The organism is Komagataeibacter oboediens (assembly GCF_018491655.1).
Classification (GTDB): domain Bacteria; phylum Pseudomonadota; class Alphaproteobacteria; order Acetobacterales; family Acetobacteraceae; genus Komagataeibacter; species Komagataeibacter oboediens.
This window is the reverse complement of record NZ_JABLUU010000061.1, coordinates 17,960-35,839: the sequence shown is the minus strand read 5'-3', so window position 1 is coordinate 35,839 and position 17,880 is coordinate 17,960. Positions and strand designations below refer to the sequence as shown.

The following is a 17,880-nucleotide window of genomic DNA, read 5'->3' as shown; positions in this document are numbered from 1 at the left end:
GGCGTTCCATTTGTGGAACGGCCAGCCTTCAGATGGCCTGACCACCGGAGACTTTGATCTGCTGCGCGTTGACCCAACAATTGTCCTCGGACAGGAGTGAGGCGATCATCGGGCCAATGTCATCTGGGTAGTCAGGACGGCCAAGTGCGGTGATCTCCGCGATGTGACGGGCGATGTCCGGATTATCCCTGACCATGCCCCCTCAGAAATCCGTCTGGATCGCGCCCGGCGCGACGGTGTTGGCGGCAATACGACAGGATCCAAGTCCCTTGACCATGTAGATACGTCATCACTTCCACCGCCCCTTTCATGGCAGCGTAGGCAATCCGGCCGGGATAAGCAAAGCGCATCAGACCGAATGAGATGTTCGCGATCCGGCCATCTTCCGCGATCAATGGCAGCAACGTCTGCGTCAGGAAAAATGGCCCTTTGGCATGCACGCGATAGGCGGCATCAAAATCTTCTTCGGTCACTTCGCAAAACAACCCGCTACGGGACGTACCGGCCATGTTGATCAGATAATTGAAACGCTCTGCCCCCCATTCGCGCAGCACGCGTCGGATTCCATCGGCGAAGGCAGGAAAGGCGTACGTATCGCCGGTGTCGAGTTGCAGGGCCACCGCTCGGGCTCTGCTGCGATAAACGCGTTGGAGCAAAGGCTCTGCACCCGACTACTGCACCGTTCCACCCGGCACGTCCGGCCAGACAGCTTCTCCGCTAAGAGCGACATTTAATATTTATTTCCCGCAGGAGCATTTACCACCGTTAGGGCGTTATCCACCAAGGGGCGCTGCAGTTGTAGCGCATCGTCCAAGGGCGCCTTTATCCACAGATCCAGTTCTTCCGGCCGGGTCAGGATGACCGGCATGGCTTTCGGGTGAATGGCGCCGACCTCCCGATTGGCCGTGGTGGTCAGGAAGCCGAACAGGTCATCCGTCGTCTCGCCATCCGCCAGTTTCCGCACTGACGTCCACTGGCACCAGATCCCTGCAAAGAAAGCCAGAGGCTCCCCATCGCTACGGGCAAACCAGACGGGCCTGCTGGTCCCATCCGGCAGGCGTTCCGGTTCGGAAAAGGCCGTGAGCGGCACCAGGCAGCGATGCGCGACACCTTCCCAGCGCTTCCACCAGGTCGAGGTCGGATTGCGGATATTGGTCACACCCCGATCGACCCTGTGGCCTTTCAGGTAGCCCGGCGGCGTGGGCATGCCCCAGCGCGCCATGACCAGTTCGCGACCATCCGGCGTGTTCCGCACGATGGGCGCCATGGTGTTGGGCCAGATCTCGGGCAGGGGGCAGAGATTGCCGGTGCGGTCGGTCATGACCCTGGCTGCCTCCCGGATCGCCTGCTGGTTGCTGGTCATCGCATAGAGGTTGCACATCACGCCGTCCTTTCGCGAGTCCGAATATGGGTGCCCTGCCGGACGGTATCCACCCTGCAGGACGGGGACGGCTGGACTGTTCCTGATAAACTCCTGCAATCTAGACAGTTTTCATCAAGCCTGGATTGACCGACACGCCTTTACCCGCGTCCGGATCACAGCCGCTTTTCCAGGATGGGTTGACATTCGTCACCGTACCAGAACAAATAACGAACACGGTCACTGATTCCGTGCCAGAAACACCCGAATGGACTGTCCGACCCCATGCCCGCACCCGAACCCCGTCCCGCGCTGGAGGCGCTGAGAGCACAGGTCAGCCGCCTCGAAGGCCAGGGCCGACGCAGGCGGGGCGTGCTGCCCTTCGGCATGCCTGAGATTGACGGTCGTCTGCCGGATGGTGGCCTGGCGCTGGGCGCGCTGCATGAGGTGGCAGGCGGCGGTCATGATGCCCTCAATGCGGCGGCATCCGGGCTGTTTTCTGCCGGAATCGCAGCGCGGACACGGGGCAAGGTGCTGTGGATCGCCACCCGTCAGGACCTGTATGCCCCGGCACTGCAGCAGGTCGGCCTGTCGGCACGACGGACCATTTATGTCGCGGCCAGTTCGGACGTCGATGTCCTGGCCTGTTTCGAGGAGGCATTGCGCCATCAGGGACTGGGGGCGGTCGTGGCCGAGGTCGCCCGCCTGTCCATGACCGCCTCACGCCGCCTGCAGCTGGCGGCCGAGACATCCGGCGCGCTGGGCATCGCCATACGACGCTGGCGGCGACAGACGGATGCGGCCGATTTCGGCCAGCCTACCGCGTCGGTCACCCGGTGGCGGGTCTCGGTCCTGCCATCCGTGCCGCTGCCGGTCCCCGGCGTCGGCCGGTCCCGCTGGCTGCTGGAACTGATCCGTGCCCGTGCGGGCGAATGCGCCGATTTCGAAGTGGAGGCCTGTGATGCCAAAGGGAGACTGGCACCGTGTCGTCTCACTCTACCTGCCGCTCTGGCCGACAGACCGGCTCAGGAAGCGGCTGGGCACCGACGCGCCCGCGCCTGACTGCCCATTGGTGCTGGCCGGGCGGGAAGGGCGGCGACGGGTCGTGCTGTCGGTCGACCTCGCCGCCCGCAGGCTGGGCCTGCGTCCCGGCACGCCTGTCGCGAAAGCGCAGGCGCTCCATCCCGATCTGCTCATCATGGATGCCGACCCGGACGGTGACCGGGCAGGGCTGGAGCGGCTGGCCCTGTGGTTCCAGCACCGCATCGCCCCCATCGTGGCCCCCGATCCGCCAGACGGCATCGTGCTGGATACGACCGGTGCCGATCACCTGCATGGGGGCGAGGCCGTCATGCTGGAGAACATGGTTACCCGCCTGAAGGAGTCCGGGATCACGGCCCGGGCCGCGATTGCCGATACATGGGGTGCGGCCCATGCGCTGGCGCGCTATGGCCGGGAACGCATCACCCTCGTGCCGCCTGGTGAGACTGCGGCAGCGATTGCCGACCTGCCCATTGAAGCCCTGCGCCTGCCGGTGGATATCATCGATGGCCTCCATGGGCTGGGCGTATCACGCATCGGCCCGCTGGCCGGCATGCCGCGTGCGCCGCTGGCCCTGCGCTTCGGTCCGGATGTCGCCCGCAGGCTGGACCAGGCTTTCGGACGGCAGGCGGAAGCCATTGTCCCGGTCCGGCTGCAGACGCCGGTGCAGGTCAGCCGGAACTTTGCCGAACCGATCAGCGCAGCCGAGACCATAGCCCGCTACATCACCAAACTCGTCCCGCCCCTGTGCGCCGGGCTGGAGGAACGCGAGCAGGGCGTGCGTCGCCTCGACCTGCTGCTGCACCGGGTGGACAGCCGCACCGAGGCCGTCCGCGTGGCCACGGCCATGCCGGTGCGGGACGTCAGACGCCTGACCCGTCTGCTCTGTGACAGGATCGAGACCATCGATCCGGGCTTCGGGATCGAGCGCATGGTGCTGACGGCGTCACTGGCCGAGCCGATCCTGCACCGCCAGGGTGTATCCGCCCTGATCGAGGAGGAAGAGGCCGACGTCTCCGACCTGATCGACACCCTTGCCAACCGTGTCGGCACGCAGGCCCTGTATCGCTTCGCCCCGGTGGAAAGCGACGTGCCGGAACGGGCCGTCTGCCGCGTGCCTGCCCTCGCATCCGAGGACGCAAGGGACTGGCCTGATCACTGGCCGCGCCCCACGCGCCTGCTGCCCCGTCCCGAGCCGATCCAGACCATGGCGGTACTGCCCGACCATCCGCCGGTCTTCTTCATCTGGCGTGGCATCCGCCGCCGGATCAGATGCGCTGATGGCCCCGAGCGGGTGTTTGGCGAATGGTGGAAGGGCGATGCCGAACTGACCACCGTGCGGGACTATTTTCGGGTGGAAGACACCAGCGGAGAGACATTCTGGGTTTACCGGACCGGGGATGGCGAACATGGTGAAACGGGTTCGCAGGGCTGGTTCCTGCACGGTCTCTTTGAATGAGTGTGCAGTACGCCGAACTGCAGGTGACGACGTATTTCTCGTTCCTGCGCGGCGCGTCCTCACCAATTGAACTGTTCGAGCAGGCAAAGGCCCTTGGCATTGAAGCGCTGGGGATCTGCGACCGCAATTCCCTGGCAGGCATGGTGCAGGCCCATGTCGCGGCCAAAGAGACCGGCATCCGCCTGGTCGTGGGCTGCCGTCTCGACCTCGCCGATTTCGCGCCCGTGCTGGTCTACTCGACGGACCGGGCCGCCTATGGTCGCCTGTGCCGACTGCTGAGCCTTGGCAAGGCCCGGGCCGGGAAGGGGAAATGCCATCTGCTCTGGGAGGATCTGGTGGCATGGGGCGAGGGCCTCCTTGTGATCCTGCTCCCGGATACGGCGGATGATGCCTGCGCCCTGCATCTGCGCAAGCTGAAGGACGCCTTTGCCGACCGGGCCTCCATGGCGCTGACCCTACGGCGCCGGCCCAATGACCAGATGCGGCTGTATGAACTGGCGAACCTCGTCCATCAGGCGCGGGTGCCAATGGTCGTGACCAATGACGTGCTGTTCCACACCCATGACCGGCGCATCCTGCAGGATGTGGTGACCTGCATCCGCAACCACACCACCATCGATGAAGCCGGGTTCGCGCGGGAGCGCCATGCAGACCGCTACCTCAAGCCGCCCGCGGAAATGGCCCGGCTGTTCAGCCGGTATCCCGAGGCGATCGACCGGACCCGTGAGATCGTGGCCCATTGTCGCTTCAGTCTTGATGACCTGGCCTACCAGTATCCAGACGAGGTCTCCGTCCCCGGCCAGACGCCGCAGCAGGCGCTCGAAGCCCTGACCTGGGAAGGGGCGGCAGCGGCCTATCCCGAAGGGATTCGGCCCGAGGTCAGGAAAACCCTCAGCCATGAACTCGCCCTGATCGGGCGCATGGATTATGCGCCGTATTTCCTGACCGTCCACAGTATCGTCCGTTACGCCCGATCGCAGGGCATCCTGTGCCAGGGGCGGGGATCGGCAGCCAATTCCGCTGTCTGCTACGTGCTGGGCATTACCGCCATCGATCCGGCACGGACGTCGCTGATCTTCGAACGCTTCGTCTCCGAAGAGCGCCGCGAGCCGCCCGATATCGACGTGGATTTTGAGCATGCGCGCCGGGAGCAGGTGATCCAGTGGATTTACGGCCATTATGGTCGTAACCACGCTGCCCTTACGGCGGTGGTCACGCGTTATCGTGCGAAGGGGGCGCTGCGCGATGTCGGCAAGGTCATGGGTCTGCCCGAAGACCTGATTCGCACCCTGTCCGGCCAGATCTGGGGCTGGGGGCGGAAGCTGGATGAGGACGCGCTGAATGAGACAGGGATCGACCTGTCCGACCGGCGCATCCGGCTGACGCTGGATCTGGCGCGCTGCCTGATCGGCGTGCCGCGCCACCTGTCGCAGCATCCCGGCGGGTTTGTCCTGACCCATGACCGGCTGGATGAACTGGTACCGATCGAACCGGCGGCCATGGACGCTCGCCAGATCATCGAATGGGACAAGGACGATATCGACGTCCTGAAATTCATGAAGGTCGATGTGCTGGCGCTGGGCATGCTGACCTGCATGAAGAAAGGGCTGGACCTTCTGGCCGAACACAAGGGGCAGCATTACACGCTGCAGACCATTCCGGCCGAGGATCCGCGGACCTACGCCATGATCCGGAAGGCGGACACGATCGGGGTGTTCCAGATCGAATCCCGCGCCCAGATGTCCATGCTGCCACGTCTCAGGCCCCGGGTGTTCTATGATCTGGTGATCGAGGTGGCCATTGTCCGGCCCGGTCCTATCCAGATGGGGTGGACGGCCTCCATGCGACATCAATGTGCCATGATGAGGTCGGAAGACCATTCAGAGGAGACCGCCCGGATGAAAGTTACCATAATCGGCCTGGATATCGCCAAGTCTGTTTTTCAAGTGCATGGCACGGACGCAAGCGGAAAATGTCTGCTCAAGAAGAAACTCGGGCGGAGTGAAGTTATCTCATTCTTTGAAAGGCTGGAGCGCTGCCTGGTCGTACTCGAAGCCTGTAGCACGTCGCATCACTGGGCTCGTGTCATCCGTGACACCGGTCATGAGGTAAAACTCATTCCCCCTGAAATGGTCAAACCATTTGTCAAACGTGGCAAGAAAAACGATGCTGTTGATGCCGCCGCGATTTGTCTTGCCGCGATCCATCCCGACACGCGCTTCGTCCCGATTAAAAATCGGGAGCAGCAAAGCCTGTTATCGCTGCACTCAACTCGTACCCTTCTGGTCAAACAGCAAACGATGCTGGTGAATGCGTTGCGTGCACTTGCAGCGGAATTCGGTTTGATTGTTCCCCTTGGAAATGCCCGTCTGCCCGAACTTCTGGCGAAAATCGAAACCTCATCCAATTTGCCTGATGCCCTGAAACAGACAACCATGCTGCTCTTTGAACAGTATGGTCGACTGAACGAAAGCATAGAAAACCTGGAAGGAGGTATCCGGACACATGCCAAACAGGATGAAGATGCTCGCCGTCTTTTGACCATCCCGGGCATTGGTCCGGTAACCGCCTCCCTGATTGTCGCGTCTGTTACCGATATTGGGGCCTTCGATACGGCCCGGCACTTCGCAGCCTGGCTTGGTCTCGTACCGCGCCAGCATTCATCGGGCGGAAAAACCCGATTGGGCAGAATTACCAAAACGGGCAACCGGGAAATAAGAAAGATGCTCGTTCTGAGCGCAACATCCATGCTTTACCGCGCACAGAAATGGGATAGCGCTGCGGGAGTATGGCTTTGCAAGCTTCTGGAACGTCGCCCGGGCCGTCTGGCAACCGTGGCGTTAGCCAACAAGCTGGCCCGGATCATCTGGGTTTTGTTGTCGCGCAAAGAGATCTATCGTCCGGCCGGTCGCAGTGTCGCTATAGTCTGACATGTACCACCAGGATGATGGATACCGGAATAAGCCCCGGTAGATCCGGCAGTATGCACTGACCGCGTGATGGGAAAGACTGTAATCAGAAGCAGTTCAGGCAATACCGAATGTCCCCATGTGCCATTGAGCACGAGATCCAGATTGGTGCCTGACACGCAAGCGAACACCCATGATGGCCAGCGAAGGATTTCGCATAAACAGGCCGGACATAAGGGCGCATCTGACCGGATCTCCACATCATGACAGTATCAGTGCATTTCGCTGGAGCGAAAATACGCAGAAGAAAGATACGACAATGCAATCAATGTGACCTCTTGCATCGTAAAGGCCGTCCACATAAGGGCGACATGGTGCATCCCTATCTGCGCCGGCGGGCCGGGCAGGAAAAGGAGATCTACCCGACGCCGGAACTCGAAAAGGTGCTCAGGAAGACGCTGGGCATTCCGCTGTTCCAGGAACAGGTGATGCAGGTGGCCATGGTCTGCGCCGGGCCATGGCGACGTTCAAGAATACCGGCACGGTCTCACGCTTCCGCACGCGCCTGATCGAGGGGATGACGGCGCGCGGTTATCCCGAGACCTTTGCCGAGCGCATCTTCCAGCAACTGGAGGGGTTTGGCAGTTACGGCTTTCCCGAAAGCCATGCCGCCTCATTTGCCATCCTTGCCTATTCGTCATCCTGGATGAAATGTGCCCATCCGGATGTATTTCTGGCAGCACTCCTGAACAGCCAGCCCATGGGATTCTATGCCCCGGCGCAGCTTGTGCGTGATGCGCGCGAACACGGGGTCGAGATCCGGCCGATCTGCATCAACGCCTCGCGCTGGGACAGCACGCTGGAAGGCCCGGAGCGGGATGACGGGCTGTTTGCCGTCCGCCTGGGCATGAACCTGGTGAAAGGGCTGGCCAATGAGGAGGCCGCCCGCATCGTGGCGGCGCGGGGCGACCGTCCCTTTGCCTCGGTCGACGATCTGTGGCGCAGGGCAGGGGTGAAGGGAACGGCCCTGACCCATCTGGCCGAGGCGGACGCCTTCCGGCCGGGGCTGGGTCTGGCCCGGCGCGAGGCGCTGTGGGCCATCAAGGCATTACGTGACGAACCCCTGCAGCTGTTTGCCGCAGCCGCCGTCATGCGTGAAGCGGAAGAACCCGACGTGCTGCTCCAGCCCATGCGGGACGGGGCCGAGGTCGCACGGGATTACAACCGCACCGGCCTGACCCTGCGGGATCATCCCGTGGCGTTCCTGCGTGCCGATCTTATCGAGCGCGGAATGGTGACGTGCCGGCAGGCCTTTGAGGCAAGGGACAGGAGCAGCCTGTCGGTGGCTGGGTTGGTGCTGGTCCGCCAGCGACCCGGTTCAGCCGAGGGCGTGGTGTTCATGACGCTGGAGGATGAAACGGCGGCGATCAACGTGATTATCTGGCCCGATATGTTCGAGCGCTTTCGTCGTGTGGTCCTCTCAGGCCAGATGCTTGGGGTTGTCGGGCGACTGCAGAAGGAAGGGGAGGTGGTGCATCTCGTGACACGTGAGATTGTGGATCTTTCCCACTTGCTAGCCGATGTGGGGAACCGGTCGCTACAGGTCTTCCCCGACCATGACCAGGGTCGCTTGCGAGAAAATATCGTGGTTAAGGCACGAAATTTCCATTGAACGCTCTACAGGCATAATCGTCCCAACGGGCAGCATCGGATTATTTTTCAGGCTGGCGATCCCAATGAGGATGCTCTCTGAAAATACGAGTGCCATGACAGTAAAATACTGATTTTACCTCAGCACTGACACGCAGGCGGCGTCATGCGGCAGGACCATGCCGTAGGCTGCGCTGTAGCGTGACGCGAAAGCTTCGCGCTCCAGCCGTTCGCAATAATCAAGATACCGGATCAGCGCGCGCTCGGCGCGCATCGTGCGTCCATAAAGCCGTTTGTAATGTTGCCACAGCATCATCACATTGACCGACCAGGCATCATAGGCATGCGCTGTTACCCGCTGGCGGATTGCTGGGGGCAGCGCGTCAAAGGCGGCCCAGTCATTGCCTGCATACCGCCGCCACATCTCGTGGCGTAATGTCCGTTCGTTATCTGCCGTCACCTTACGCATCCGCCATTTCTCCCTGCCCCCAGGCGGGGAATGGGTCAGGCAGATGGGCAAACAGCAACGGATCGAACTGCTGCACATCAAAGTCGGGCACAAGGCAGGCATCCAGCACCGCGGCAATGGCGGCATCATCCATTTCTGCCGTGCCGATAAATACGATCTCCTGCCGGCGGTCCCCATAAACCGGATCCCATTTCGACAGGATCAGGTCGCGCCATTCATCACTGTCCGGCCACTGGTTTTTGGGTATCGTTACCCACCACCGCCCCATGGCCTGCGTGCGGATCAAGGCTCCGGCCTGCCCCAGTTCGCCCACCCAGTGCGGACGGGTCGCCAGCCAGAAATGACCCTTCGCCCGGATCACGCCCGGCCAGGAAGAGTCGATAAAGGCCTTGAAGCGCTCGGGCACAAGCGGGCGGCGGGCGCGCCAGACAAAGGTATGGATGCCATATTCCTCGGTTTCGGGAACATGGTTGTGGAATTCGAACAGTTCCTTGTACCAGAGTGGATGTTTGTGCGCCCGGTCGTAATCGAAGCGGTGTGTATCGAGAATGCGCGCGCAGGGTACGATGCCCTGATCCGTTTCGATAATATCCGCATCGGCGTTAAGGGCCTGAATGACCTGCCGCGCGGCTTCGCGCTGCGCTGGCGTAGCGCTCGAGACCTTGTTCAGCACCACCACATCGGCAAACTCGATCTGCTCGACCAGCAGGTCAACCAGCGCCCTGTCATCCTCATCGCCCGCTGTCTCGCCCCGGTCGCGCAGGAAGTCCGTCGAGGCGTAATCCTTCAGCAGGTTGACGGCATCCACCACCGTGACCATCGTATCGAGCCGTGCAATGTCGGACAGGCTCTCGCCCGCCTCGTCACGAAACTCGAATGTCGCTGCAACCGGAAGCGGCTCCGCAATCCCTGTTGATTCAATCAGGAGGTAATCGAAGCGGCCTTCTTCCGCCAGTCGCCGGACTTCGTGCAGCAGGTCATCGCGTAACGTGCAGCAGATGCAGCCATTGCTCATCTCGACCAGCGTTTCATTTGTTCGGGACAGGTCACTGCCGTCGCGCACCAGATCGGCGTCAATATTCACGTCGCTCATGTCATTGACGATGACCGCGACTTTCCGGCCCTCGCGGTTATTGAGCACGTGGTTGAGAAGCGTCGTCTTTCCAGCTCCCAGAAAGCCGGAAAGAACCGTTACCGGAAGTCTTTCGCGCATGACGGACACCATTCATTGGGTTGCGATCCGCCGAACTTATATGTTACGTTATAATATAACAATCCCTAAAGGCCCTGACATGCGACAGTCCTGTCCGACCCGTCCGCTTTCTGCCATCCCGATGCCGTTCCAGAACATTGACAGGCAAGACTGTTTCATCGTTCAGCAGGAACGTCACCTCGGGCAGGATATCATGCAGGCTGCGGCCTTGTGGAATGCGCACGGCCCGGACCTGTTCCTGCGTCGGGGCACTACTGGAATTCTTGAAACCGAGTTGCGGACTCTTTTACCAGCAGGCGCGCAGGCGCTTGCTGAAGATGCCCTGTGCCTAGCCCGTCGCTATCAGCGCCTGTCAGGTCTGGCCGAAATCCGCTTCCGGCTGGAAAAAGTCAGACACGACAGTTGCCGCCGCTTTCATGTTGACCATGTTCCGTTACGTCTCCTGTGCACCTACACTGGCCCTGGGGTTCAATGGAAACATGCTGACAGCGAGATCATCCATGATACGCCAGCGTGCTGGATCACCCTTCTGAAAGGGCGGTTATATCCCGGTTGGTCGACAAAAGGGGCAGTACTGCACCGTTCGCCGCCCATCTCGGATCTCCCGGTTCCTGTTACGCGCCTGCTTCTGACCCTTGACCATCCGGACGCATGTGGCATGGGACGGCGATGACGCCTTAATGCCGTAGCATTCAAGCTGCTTTCGGCTAGGATCGCCAACGCTCTTGCCCGACAGCGGGGCGAACTGTCGGTGTGATGGACAACCCGAGTCATGGTTGAATCGTATCAGCATGGGCCGATCGCTCCTTTGTTTGGAACGATGAACTGTGGCGTAGCGCCGACATGACGGTGGCGGGCATAGTGTCCATGACACTGGGGCACGAAACAGCGACGCGTGATATTATTGTCGGGCTTAATATTAGTCTGTAGTTCTGTCAGGGCAGATGCTGGGTTTTGGACTGCTTGTGGAAAGAAAAGGGAAGGGCACCATCTGGTCGCGAAATTTTCGCCCTTTCCTATGCCTGTTGGCGCATGGGGAAATCGGCAACCGAAAACAGTACGTTGTGATGGATATTGGCGAGTTTCCCATAAATATCGCGGAAAAATCTCGTAATTGTCATTGAGTATCTGGCGTGACTTCAAGTCAACGCCAGTTCTCACGTTTTTAACTTCAAGCCATTTTAATGGGCATTAAGCTGAATGTTAGCGCCATTACGATATCCAAACCGGTTTCGATTTGCATATTCAGTAAAGGCACCGAAACCCAGACCCAGTGTGGTCCACATGATGATCTGCATGCCTAAGGAATCAATCCTGAAATTCCAGAGCAAATCAGCAGGGAAATTAGAGGGGACTTCATTAACCGCAGGAAGTAACTCGCCTGTTGTAAAGACAATCAGAATATAACACGCGCCTGCAAGATAAGTTGATGTCCATGCATTATATTGCTGACGTAAGCGTCCCTGAAGCATTGTGGCTGCGATCATCCCCAGTAGGGAGACCAGCATCATTATAAAATACAATTCTGTCCGCATGCCAATTGTATCCGGGTTTCCTACGGATGGCGGGTTGGCAGGATACTTGATGCTTGGCACCACATATACCGCAATAATCCCGGTTATCGCCAGCAGAACAGACACAACACGAGGGTCTGTGCTTTTCATGCGCCCATTTGCATAAGAAAATACAAGAGCGAAAAGCCCGCCAAACGCTGTCGAGTAAACCATTACACCTGTGAGCAATCCGTAACTGGCTTGAAGTTTCCGGCTTACAAGTTCCGGCTCTTCAACATCATGGATGCCTCGCTCCAGATCTGCCTTGGCTTTAGCCTCGTCCATGGCAGATTCAAATGCAATGGCATGATCGACCTGAGGTTCTCCAAAAACTTTTGCGAAACTGAATACCAGAATGCCGGCCAGAAAACCGACGAGCATTCCGCGAATAAGTAGGGTGCGGACCATCATTCTGTTTTCCATGTCAGTGGCAGGGGAAACCCAGAAGATGGCGACTGTCATGCACCCACTCGTGCACATACATGCCAGGAATAATTGATGTCGCCCCTTCCTCTGCGCCGACAAAATAAAGGGCCAGCAGCATCAGTAAGCCGAAAACCAACCACGGCGCTATCTCCCTGACGGGAATAGGCGCGGGAGAGGGGATGGCGTGGGAACCTATTGCAGTATCAGACATTTTATACGACTCCTCAGGAAAAATGCGTCCTGTTTCGCTCGGAACGGAGCCATGCGCGGGTCTGACTTTCGGGTAGAAAATTGTGTTCTACACCTGCTTACAGTGGCGCAACCGTGCCGGGATTTCACCGGCTTCCGCGTTTATGGCCTGCAGGGGTATAATCTACTCTCCCTTAATCTAAAACTCCTAAAAGAGCATAGCCTGACATAATTTGACATGAACTACCACGGCTGCAGGTGAAACGCCGAAGCGCAGGCGGTCAATATCCATCAGGAAGGGATTTCTCTAATTATCCTGTCTTGCCTTTTTGGGGATAAGAATTTTATAATACTGTCTATCAAGTCGACGGTCCCGTGCGAACGGGTGAAAAGGGAATGTCGTATCACTCTGGCTGGGGCAATTTCCCCGGGAGTTCAGTCGACAGCTGCCCCCGCAACTGTAGACGGCGAGCATTGTGTCCTCAGCTACCAGATTGGGTAGCAGCCACTGACTTCGGTTGGGAAGGCGGATGCAACGTGGTGACCCGTGAGTCAGGAGACCTACCGTCGAGTTCAGATATGTCGCCGGGCGGGTGGAGCCGGAGGCGGATCAAGGCGTGATGCATTTTCTTCTTTGACGCTCTGTCGCGATGGCATGCGTGTTTGTTTCCCAGTCGGGAAATGACTGCATTCGGAATTGTTGCTCCTTTTACCGACGCTTCCCCGACAGGCTCTCTCCATGACATTTCTTGACTCTCCGGGCGTTACGCGACGCTCGGCTCGTTTGCTTTTTATCAATTCCACTCTGGTAGGAAGTCTCTTCGCATACTCAGCCGCTTATGCTCAGGCTCCTCAGACCCAGATCGAGGAAGATCGGGCGCGCCTTGGCAACTCCACTCCGCTGGTTGAGCAGATCGACCCAGCAACCATACGTGATTCGGAGCGCGCGCAAGCCGATGCGGCGGAGAAGGCGGCTGGTGACGATAAACTCGACACCAGCGGTAACCTGCTAGGCAATATGTGGGGCGCGCGGTCATGGATGTACAAGCACGGCATCAGCTTCGACATCCAGGAAGTCGATGAACTCTGGGGCAACGGGACTGGCGGTTCGGCTTCTGGTAATGATGGTGCAGGCGGATCAGGCACCGGCCCGTCCTACGACGGTGTAACCATGCCCACGCTGACCGTCGATACCGAGAAACTGTTCGGGCTGAAGGGGGGGCTGTTCAATGTCAGCGCACTGCAGACACGCGGACGCTCGATCTCGCAGGACCATCTGGCCAATTTCAACCCTGTCAGCGGATTTGAGGCTGACCGTTCCACCCGCCTGTTCGAACTATGGTACCAGCAGTCTTTCCTTGGCGGCAAACTGGACGTAAAGATCGGCCAGCAGGATCTTGATACCGAGTTCCTGATCAGCGATTACGCCTCGCTTTACCTCAACGCCAATTTCGGCTGGCCCATGGCGCCCTCGGTCAACCTGTATGGCGGCGGGCCATCCTGGCCGCTGTCGTCTCCCGCCATCCGGATCCGCTACCGGCCGAGCGAGAAGTTCACCTTCATGTTTGCCGCAGCGGACGACAATCCGCCGGGTAACCGCTATAATTCTACCCCCATCCAGCAGGCTACCGGCTCCATCAGCGGCTATAATTCCGATCCCACCAGCCAGACCTATGATGGCGCCAACGGCACCAATTTCAACATGGGCACCGGTGCCCTGCTAATGACCGAACTGCAATACGCGCTTAACCCGCAGCCGGCCGACATGTCGAACGTGACCAAGAATCCTGGCCTGCCGGGCGTGTACAAGCTGGGCGGGTTCTATGATACCGCGAAGTTCGCCGACTATCGTTACAACCGCAATGGCGGTTCGTTAGGAGCTGCCGTGGCCAACGCCACCGCAGCCACGCCACAAAGTGACCTGACCCCGCGCTGGGACCGGGGTAACTGGATGGTGTATGGTATCATCGACCAGATGATCTGGCGGCCGTCGCTCACATCGGCCCGCTCGGTGGGCGTGTTCGTACGCGCCACGGGTAATGGCGGTGATCGTAACCAGATCAGCTTCGCCATTGACGCTGGCCTGAATCTTAAGGCGCCGTTCAAGGGGCGCGATAACGACACGATCGGTCTGGGCTGGGGTATTGGTCGCGCCAGTTCCGGCCTGCGGCAATTTGACCGCGACAGCCAGACGCTTGTGCAGGGCAATGAAAACCATCTTGAACTGACCTATCAGGCGCAGGTTACGCCGTGGATGGTCATGCAGCCTGATTTCCAGTACGTATGGCACCCTTCGGGCGGCGCGCCGGATTGGACCGGTTTGCGCCGCGTAGGTGACGAAGCGATTTTCGGCCTGCACAGCAGCATTACTTTTTAAGTATAAATACACGAACAGAAAGTACTAATTTATATTATTGTTAAATCATATAAAACGTATGAATATGATGAGACGTAGAGTGTACTTGGCCGTCTGATCAGCAATGAAAGGAAAACATTGCTGAAAAGTGGAAGGTGGTGGCATATTCGCCTTCTATATAGTCAGTGGTTCCGTGCAAACGGATGAAAAGGGAACACCGTTCCGCTTCGGCAGGGTCCATCCCGGAAGCCAGTCGGTGGCTGCTCCCGCAACTGTAAGCGGTATGGGGTCGTGTCGTCCATTTTCTGAGGGGAATGGGCCACTGTTGTATCAGCAACGGGAAGGTAGACACGATCTGCGATAATCCGTGAGCCAGGAGACCTGCCACTGTCGATCTCACGGCCGCCGGGCGGGATGAACCGGAGGCAGGAGCACGGCTTTGCAGCACTGCATAGGCTTGCCTGTCGCTGAACGACACGGCACTTCCACAATTACAAACTGGCATGATGATGCGCAGACCTGCGGTGAACCCTCATGCTACTGACCGGGACGCTTGGTCTCTCGGGTTTTGATACCCCCGCATTGACCGCTTTGCAGCGGCGCACAGGCGTCTCGCATGTAGCGTCCAATTCCTGCCCGGATGACTGGCATCGCGTGTGGCAGACAGCACAGATGGTGGGTGTGGGGAAGGCTCCTCAGTGCGGCAGGAAGCGCATGCCCGAACTGACAGATCAGACGTTCTTCCACTTATGCTGCAATCCTGTCCGCGATGCATTTGTTGATGCATGGCAACGCGGGATCGCGACTGTGCCTGTGCTTCTAGGGCCAGTGAGCTTTCTTGCCGCATGTGACCGGACTGACGGCACGGACCCTGTCCTGTTGTTATTGAAGCTTCTTCCGGTGTACATCGAGATTCTGCACGAACTCGCCACGGCAGGCTGTTTCTGGGTTCAGATTACGGAACCTGTCACAACGGCTGGTCCGATGTCGAAAGAACGCCAGACGGCGATGGAACTGGCATGGCGGAGCATGGCAGAGGTGGCATCCGGACATGCACTATCCCTCGTCTTCGTCGGGGGAGGAGGGGGCTTCTGGCGTAACCTGCCCCACGTCATGTCATTGCCGATGAATGGCCTTCATATCGATATGGTGCGCGGCGGCGCAGAACTTCCATCGGTGCTCTCTAATCTTAATCCGCGCTGTGACCTTCTTCTGGGAGTTGTGGACGGCCTGAATCGGATTCCAACGGATGTCTATAGCACGCTGCGATGGATAGATAAGATCCGATCAGAATGTCCACGAAGGCGCGTGATTATTACACCGTCTACGACAATGCGTTTCACCAATAAGGACGGTAGGCAATTACCGCCTGAGGTTCACAATACACTTTCAGACCTGGCGAAGGTTCAACGTGCTTGCGTGGCGGCGACCTTCGTCCACTAACAAGATTTTGGAGGAATTGTCATGGGCATGACACATACTCTACTGCAACCTTTTGATCCGGACCACAATGCACAATGGTATCCCGCTTTGCGCAGTGCAGATCTGAGACATCAAAAAGCAATCGGGGTTTATTGCGGCAGCAGACCGGTTGTCATTGTCCGTCCAGAGGCAGGGCTGGTGTTCGCACTTGATGACCGGTGTACGCATCGTCAGGTACCACTCAGTCGTGGCGTGGTCAGCGGAACCTTTATCAGATGTCCGTTGCATGGGATCAAATTTGCACGCAGTGGCCGTTGCTATTCTCCTGATATGGTTCTGGAAGAAATGCCGCCGCGCGCGGAAGGCTGGGGATGTAGGGAGAAAGAAGGCTGGATATTCCTGTATTCAGGTAATGCCGACGATGCAGACGAAGCGTTGATTCCCGCCATGACGCATCACGATGGTAAAGACTGGTGTCATGAAACATTCATACGCGAAATCAATGCGCCAGTTCCGCTTCTGATGGATCATGTACAACGCTTTGGGAGAAGGACGACATCAGGATCGGTAACCTATCTTGATCAGAACATTACCGAACAGCAGATTTCCAGTCATTACCGTGTTGTGGCTTCCACACCATTATCGGTTCTGCCTGGTATGGCACGGCCCTGGCGGGCGACGGTCGATACGACCCTGGTTGACCAGAACGTTTATTTTTCTTCCGAAGACGATGCCACACTATGCGCGGAGATATGGCTTGGTTACATGCCGACCGGACGTGACGGCCGAACACGTGTGTGCGGTAAAATATCCATACGGCAGGACCATACGCGTCTGCCAGGTCGCGTATCGGGTTCTCTTTGGGCGAAATTATTATGGAAACTGCTGTGGAAGGAGCAGAGCCTCCCGGAAGCGGAGTGGTCTGCCATCCAACGGTCTGGTCGAGTAGGGCACAGTGATTTCTTTCCGCCAGCACAAGCTATGCAGGATCTTGTAACAAAAAATAACCAAAGGATGGCTAAAGAAGGATAGATTTCATGTCGGATGCTGTTGCTAGTCGGCCATTTATCATTCGGGTTGGTAAAAAAGTGCGGCCTCTATTAAACACGCTGATTGCACACAATTCCCTTGTTCCCGATACGCCAGTTCTTGATACCAGTCTTTTCCCATGGATTTCCAACATGGAACAGCGGGCGTTCCGGATTATAGAGGAATTCAGGATCCTTATGACGCATGGGGTAAGCAGTTTTCCCGCTCTGCGCGATATTTCGCCAGACCATACGCGTATTGCACCCGATACAAGATGGAAGTCATTTTTCCTTTACGGCTACGGGAACTGCGTTCTGGAGAACTGCCGGCGGATGCCCTGCACAGCACGGTTTGCTGCGGCCATTCCCGGACTGAACTCGGCCTTTGTTTCTTTCCTTGAACCTGGTGCGCGTATTCCGCTGCATAATGGAGTGACCAAAGGGCTGTTAACCTGTCATCTGGGTTTACAGGTGCCGCAGGACTACAGGGATTGCTGGATACGGATAGACGATCAAATGTTATGCTGGCAGGATGGAAAATGTATCCTGTTTGACGACACATACCCTCATGAAGTCCAGAACAATACATCGGATCATCGGGCAGTGTTGCTTATCCAGTTTGAACGGCCCACATACGGAGTTGGCCGTCTGGTTCAGGGTATGTTTCTCAAGGCCGTTCGTCGTTCGGCATTCGTGCAGGAAGCCAAAAACAATCTTGCACACTGGCATGCCCTCCATCATGAGATGGCCCGGACAGAACGCCAAACCAGCGGACTGACTGTTTGATCCAGTCATGGTAACAACG

General features: G+C 58.4%; 13 protein-coding genes, 2 pseudogenes and 2 riboswitches. Of the genes and pseudogenes, 9 read left to right on the top strand and 6 right to left on the bottom strand.

All coding sequences use genetic code 11. The features are described 5' to 3' along the window. Window positions 1-28: 28 nt before the first annotated feature. A pseudogene (locus HNO79_RS16550) lies at window positions 29-656 on the bottom strand (SDR family NAD(P)-dependent oxidoreductase). A gap of 74 nt (window positions 657-730) precedes the next feature. Then, window positions 731-1,381 carry an SOS response-associated peptidase gene (locus tag HNO79_RS16545; RefSeq protein ID WP_141301097.1) on the bottom strand — a complete coding sequence of 217 codons (651 nt, stop codon included), beginning with the start codon at window positions 1,379-1,381 and terminating at the stop codon, window positions 731-733. Window positions 1,382-1,645: 264 nt separating this feature from the next. Between HNO79_RS16545 and HNO79_RS16540 the strand changes: the two genes are divergently transcribed. The 4 genes and pseudogenes from HNO79_RS16540 to HNO79_RS16525 form a co-directional block, all read left to right on the top strand. After that, complete coding sequence (locus HNO79_RS16540) at window positions 1,646-2,422, top strand: ImuA family protein (RefSeq protein ID WP_141301095.1); 777 nt, start codon at window positions 1,646-1,648, stop codon at window positions 2,420-2,422. Next, the gene (locus HNO79_RS16535; protein WP_227000960.1) at window positions 2,322-3,860 is read left to right on the top strand and encodes a Y-family DNA polymerase; all 1,539 of its coding nucleotides are present in this window, start codon (window positions 2,322-2,324) and stop codon (window positions 3,858-3,860) included. Before HNO79_RS16540 ends, HNO79_RS16535 begins: the two co-directional genes overlap by 101 nt. Further along, a complete protein-coding gene (locus tag HNO79_RS16530) occupies window positions 3,857-6,790 on the top strand; it encodes an IS110 family RNA-guided transposase (protein WP_141301093.1) in 2,934 nt (977 codons plus the stop codon). Before HNO79_RS16535 ends, HNO79_RS16530 begins: the two co-directional genes overlap by 4 nt. A gap of 335 nt (window positions 6,791-7,125) precedes the next feature. Next, window positions 7,126-8,441 (top strand): annotated as a pseudogene (locus HNO79_RS16525) (helix-hairpin-helix domain-containing protein); the annotation flags it as partial. 114 nt (window positions 8,442-8,555) lie between these two features. On the opposite strand, the gene HNO79_RS16520 reads toward HNO79_RS16525, so the two are convergent. Both HNO79_RS16520 and HNO79_RS16515 read right to left on the bottom strand, forming a co-directional pair. After that, on the bottom strand, window positions 8,556-8,888 hold the full coding sequence (locus tag HNO79_RS16520; RefSeq protein WP_025811767.1) for a DUF6525 family protein: 333 nt from the start codon (window positions 8,886-8,888) through the stop codon (window positions 8,556-8,558). Next, window positions 8,881-10,113: a GTP-binding protein gene (locus HNO79_RS16515; protein WP_141301091.1), complete on the bottom strand. Its 1,233-nt coding sequence runs from the start codon at window positions 10,111-10,113 to the stop codon at window positions 8,881-8,883. Before HNO79_RS16515 ends, HNO79_RS16520 begins: the two co-directional genes overlap by 8 nt. Here HNO79_RS16515 and HNO79_RS16510 point away from each other — a divergent pair. Then, window positions 10,100-10,774, top strand: a complete 675-nt coding sequence (locus HNO79_RS16510; RefSeq protein WP_227672457.1) for a DUF1826 domain-containing protein — start codon at window positions 10,100-10,102, stop codon at window positions 10,772-10,774. The genes HNO79_RS16515 and HNO79_RS16510 overlap by 14 nt on opposite strands. A gap of 508 nt (window positions 10,775-11,282) precedes the next feature. Here HNO79_RS16510 and HNO79_RS16505 read toward each other — a convergent pair. Both HNO79_RS16505 and HNO79_RS16500 read right to left on the bottom strand, forming a co-directional pair. Then, window positions 11,283-12,062, bottom strand: coding sequence for a CbtA family protein (locus HNO79_RS16505; RefSeq protein ID WP_408887048.1), 780 nt, complete (start codon window positions 12,060-12,062; stop codon window positions 11,283-11,285). 16 nt (window positions 12,063-12,078) lie between these two features. After that, the gene (locus HNO79_RS16500) at window positions 12,079-12,291 is read right to left on the bottom strand and encodes a CbtB domain-containing protein (RefSeq protein WP_010518378.1); all 213 of its coding nucleotides are present in this window, start codon (window positions 12,289-12,291) and stop codon (window positions 12,079-12,081) included. A gap of 329 nt (window positions 12,292-12,620) precedes the next feature. Beyond that, window positions 12,621-12,852: riboswitch (cobalamin riboswitch) on the top strand. A 156-nt stretch (window positions 12,853-13,008) separates the two neighbouring features. Between HNO79_RS16500 and HNO79_RS16495 the strand changes: the two genes are divergently transcribed. From HNO79_RS16495 to HNO79_RS16480, 4 genes are all read left to right on the top strand, one after another. Next, a complete protein-coding gene (locus HNO79_RS16495; RefSeq protein ID WP_141301089.1) occupies window positions 13,009-14,646 on the top strand; it encodes a carbohydrate porin in 1,638 nt (545 codons plus the stop codon). 148 nt (window positions 14,647-14,794) lie between these two features. Continuing rightward, a riboswitch (cobalamin riboswitch) is annotated at window positions 14,795-15,028 on the top strand. Window positions 15,029-15,339: 311 nt separating this feature from the next. Beyond that, a complete protein-coding gene (locus HNO79_RS16490) occupies window positions 15,340-16,068 on the top strand; it encodes a uroporphyrinogen decarboxylase/cobalamine-independent methonine synthase family protein (RefSeq protein ID WP_227000954.1) in 729 nt (242 codons plus the stop codon). A gap of 27 nt (window positions 16,069-16,095) precedes the next feature. Then, window positions 16,096-17,079 (top strand): Rieske 2Fe-2S domain-containing protein, encoded by a 984-nt coding sequence (locus tag HNO79_RS16485; RefSeq protein ID WP_084296395.1) that lies wholly within the window; start codon window positions 16,096-16,098, stop codon window positions 17,077-17,079. A 5-nt stretch (window positions 17,080-17,084) separates the two neighbouring features. Next, window positions 17,085-17,861, top strand: coding sequence for an aspartyl/asparaginyl beta-hydroxylase domain-containing protein (locus HNO79_RS16480; protein WP_084296392.1), 777 nt, complete (start codon window positions 17,085-17,087; stop codon window positions 17,859-17,861). Window positions 17,862-17,880 lie beyond the last annotated feature (19 nt).

Excerpts from the sequence above, each read along its gene's own strand:
- HNO79_RS16530 (WP_141301093.1), top strand. The coding sequence starts at position 3,857 with ATGAGTGTGCAGTACGCCGAACTGCAGGTGACGACGTATTTCTCGTTC.
- HNO79_RS16500 (WP_010518378.1), bottom strand. The coding sequence starts at position 12,291 with ATGTCTGATACTGCAATAGGTTCCCACGCCATCCCCTCTCCCGCGCCT.
- HNO79_RS16510 (WP_227672457.1), top strand. The coding sequence starts at position 10,100 with ATGACGGACACCATTCATTGGGTTGCGATCCGCCGAACTTATATGTTA.
- HNO79_RS16505 (WP_408887048.1), bottom strand. The coding sequence starts at position 12,062 with ATGGTCCGCACCCTACTTATTCGCGGAATGCTCGTCGGTTTTCTGGCC.
- HNO79_RS16490 (WP_227000954.1), top strand. The coding sequence starts at position 15,340 with ATGCCCGAACTGACAGATCAGACGTTCTTCCACTTATGCTGCAATCCT.
- HNO79_RS16515 (WP_141301091.1), bottom strand. The coding sequence starts at position 10,113 with ATGGTGTCCGTCATGCGCGAAAGACTTCCGGTAACGGTTCTTTCCGGC.
- HNO79_RS16540 (WP_141301095.1), top strand. The coding sequence starts at position 1,646 with ATGCCCGCACCCGAACCCCGTCCCGCGCTGGAGGCGCTGAGAGCACAG.
- HNO79_RS16545 (WP_141301097.1), bottom strand. The coding sequence starts at position 1,381 with ATGTGCAACCTCTATGCGATGACCAGCAACCAGCAGGCGATCCGGGAG.
- HNO79_RS16480 (WP_084296392.1), top strand. The coding sequence starts at position 17,085 with ATGTCGGATGCTGTTGCTAGTCGGCCATTTATCATTCGGGTTGGTAAA.
- HNO79_RS16485 (WP_084296395.1), top strand. The coding sequence starts at position 16,096 with ATGACACATACTCTACTGCAACCTTTTGATCCGGACCACAATGCACAA.
- HNO79_RS16520 (WP_025811767.1), bottom strand. The coding sequence starts at position 8,888 with ATGCGTAAGGTGACGGCAGATAACGAACGGACATTACGCCACGAGATG.
- HNO79_RS16495 (WP_141301089.1), top strand. The coding sequence starts at position 13,009 with ATGACATTTCTTGACTCTCCGGGCGTTACGCGACGCTCGGCTCGTTTG.
- HNO79_RS16535 (WP_227000960.1), top strand. The coding sequence starts at position 2,322 with ATGCCAAAGGGAGACTGGCACCGTGTCGTCTCACTCTACCTGCCGCTC.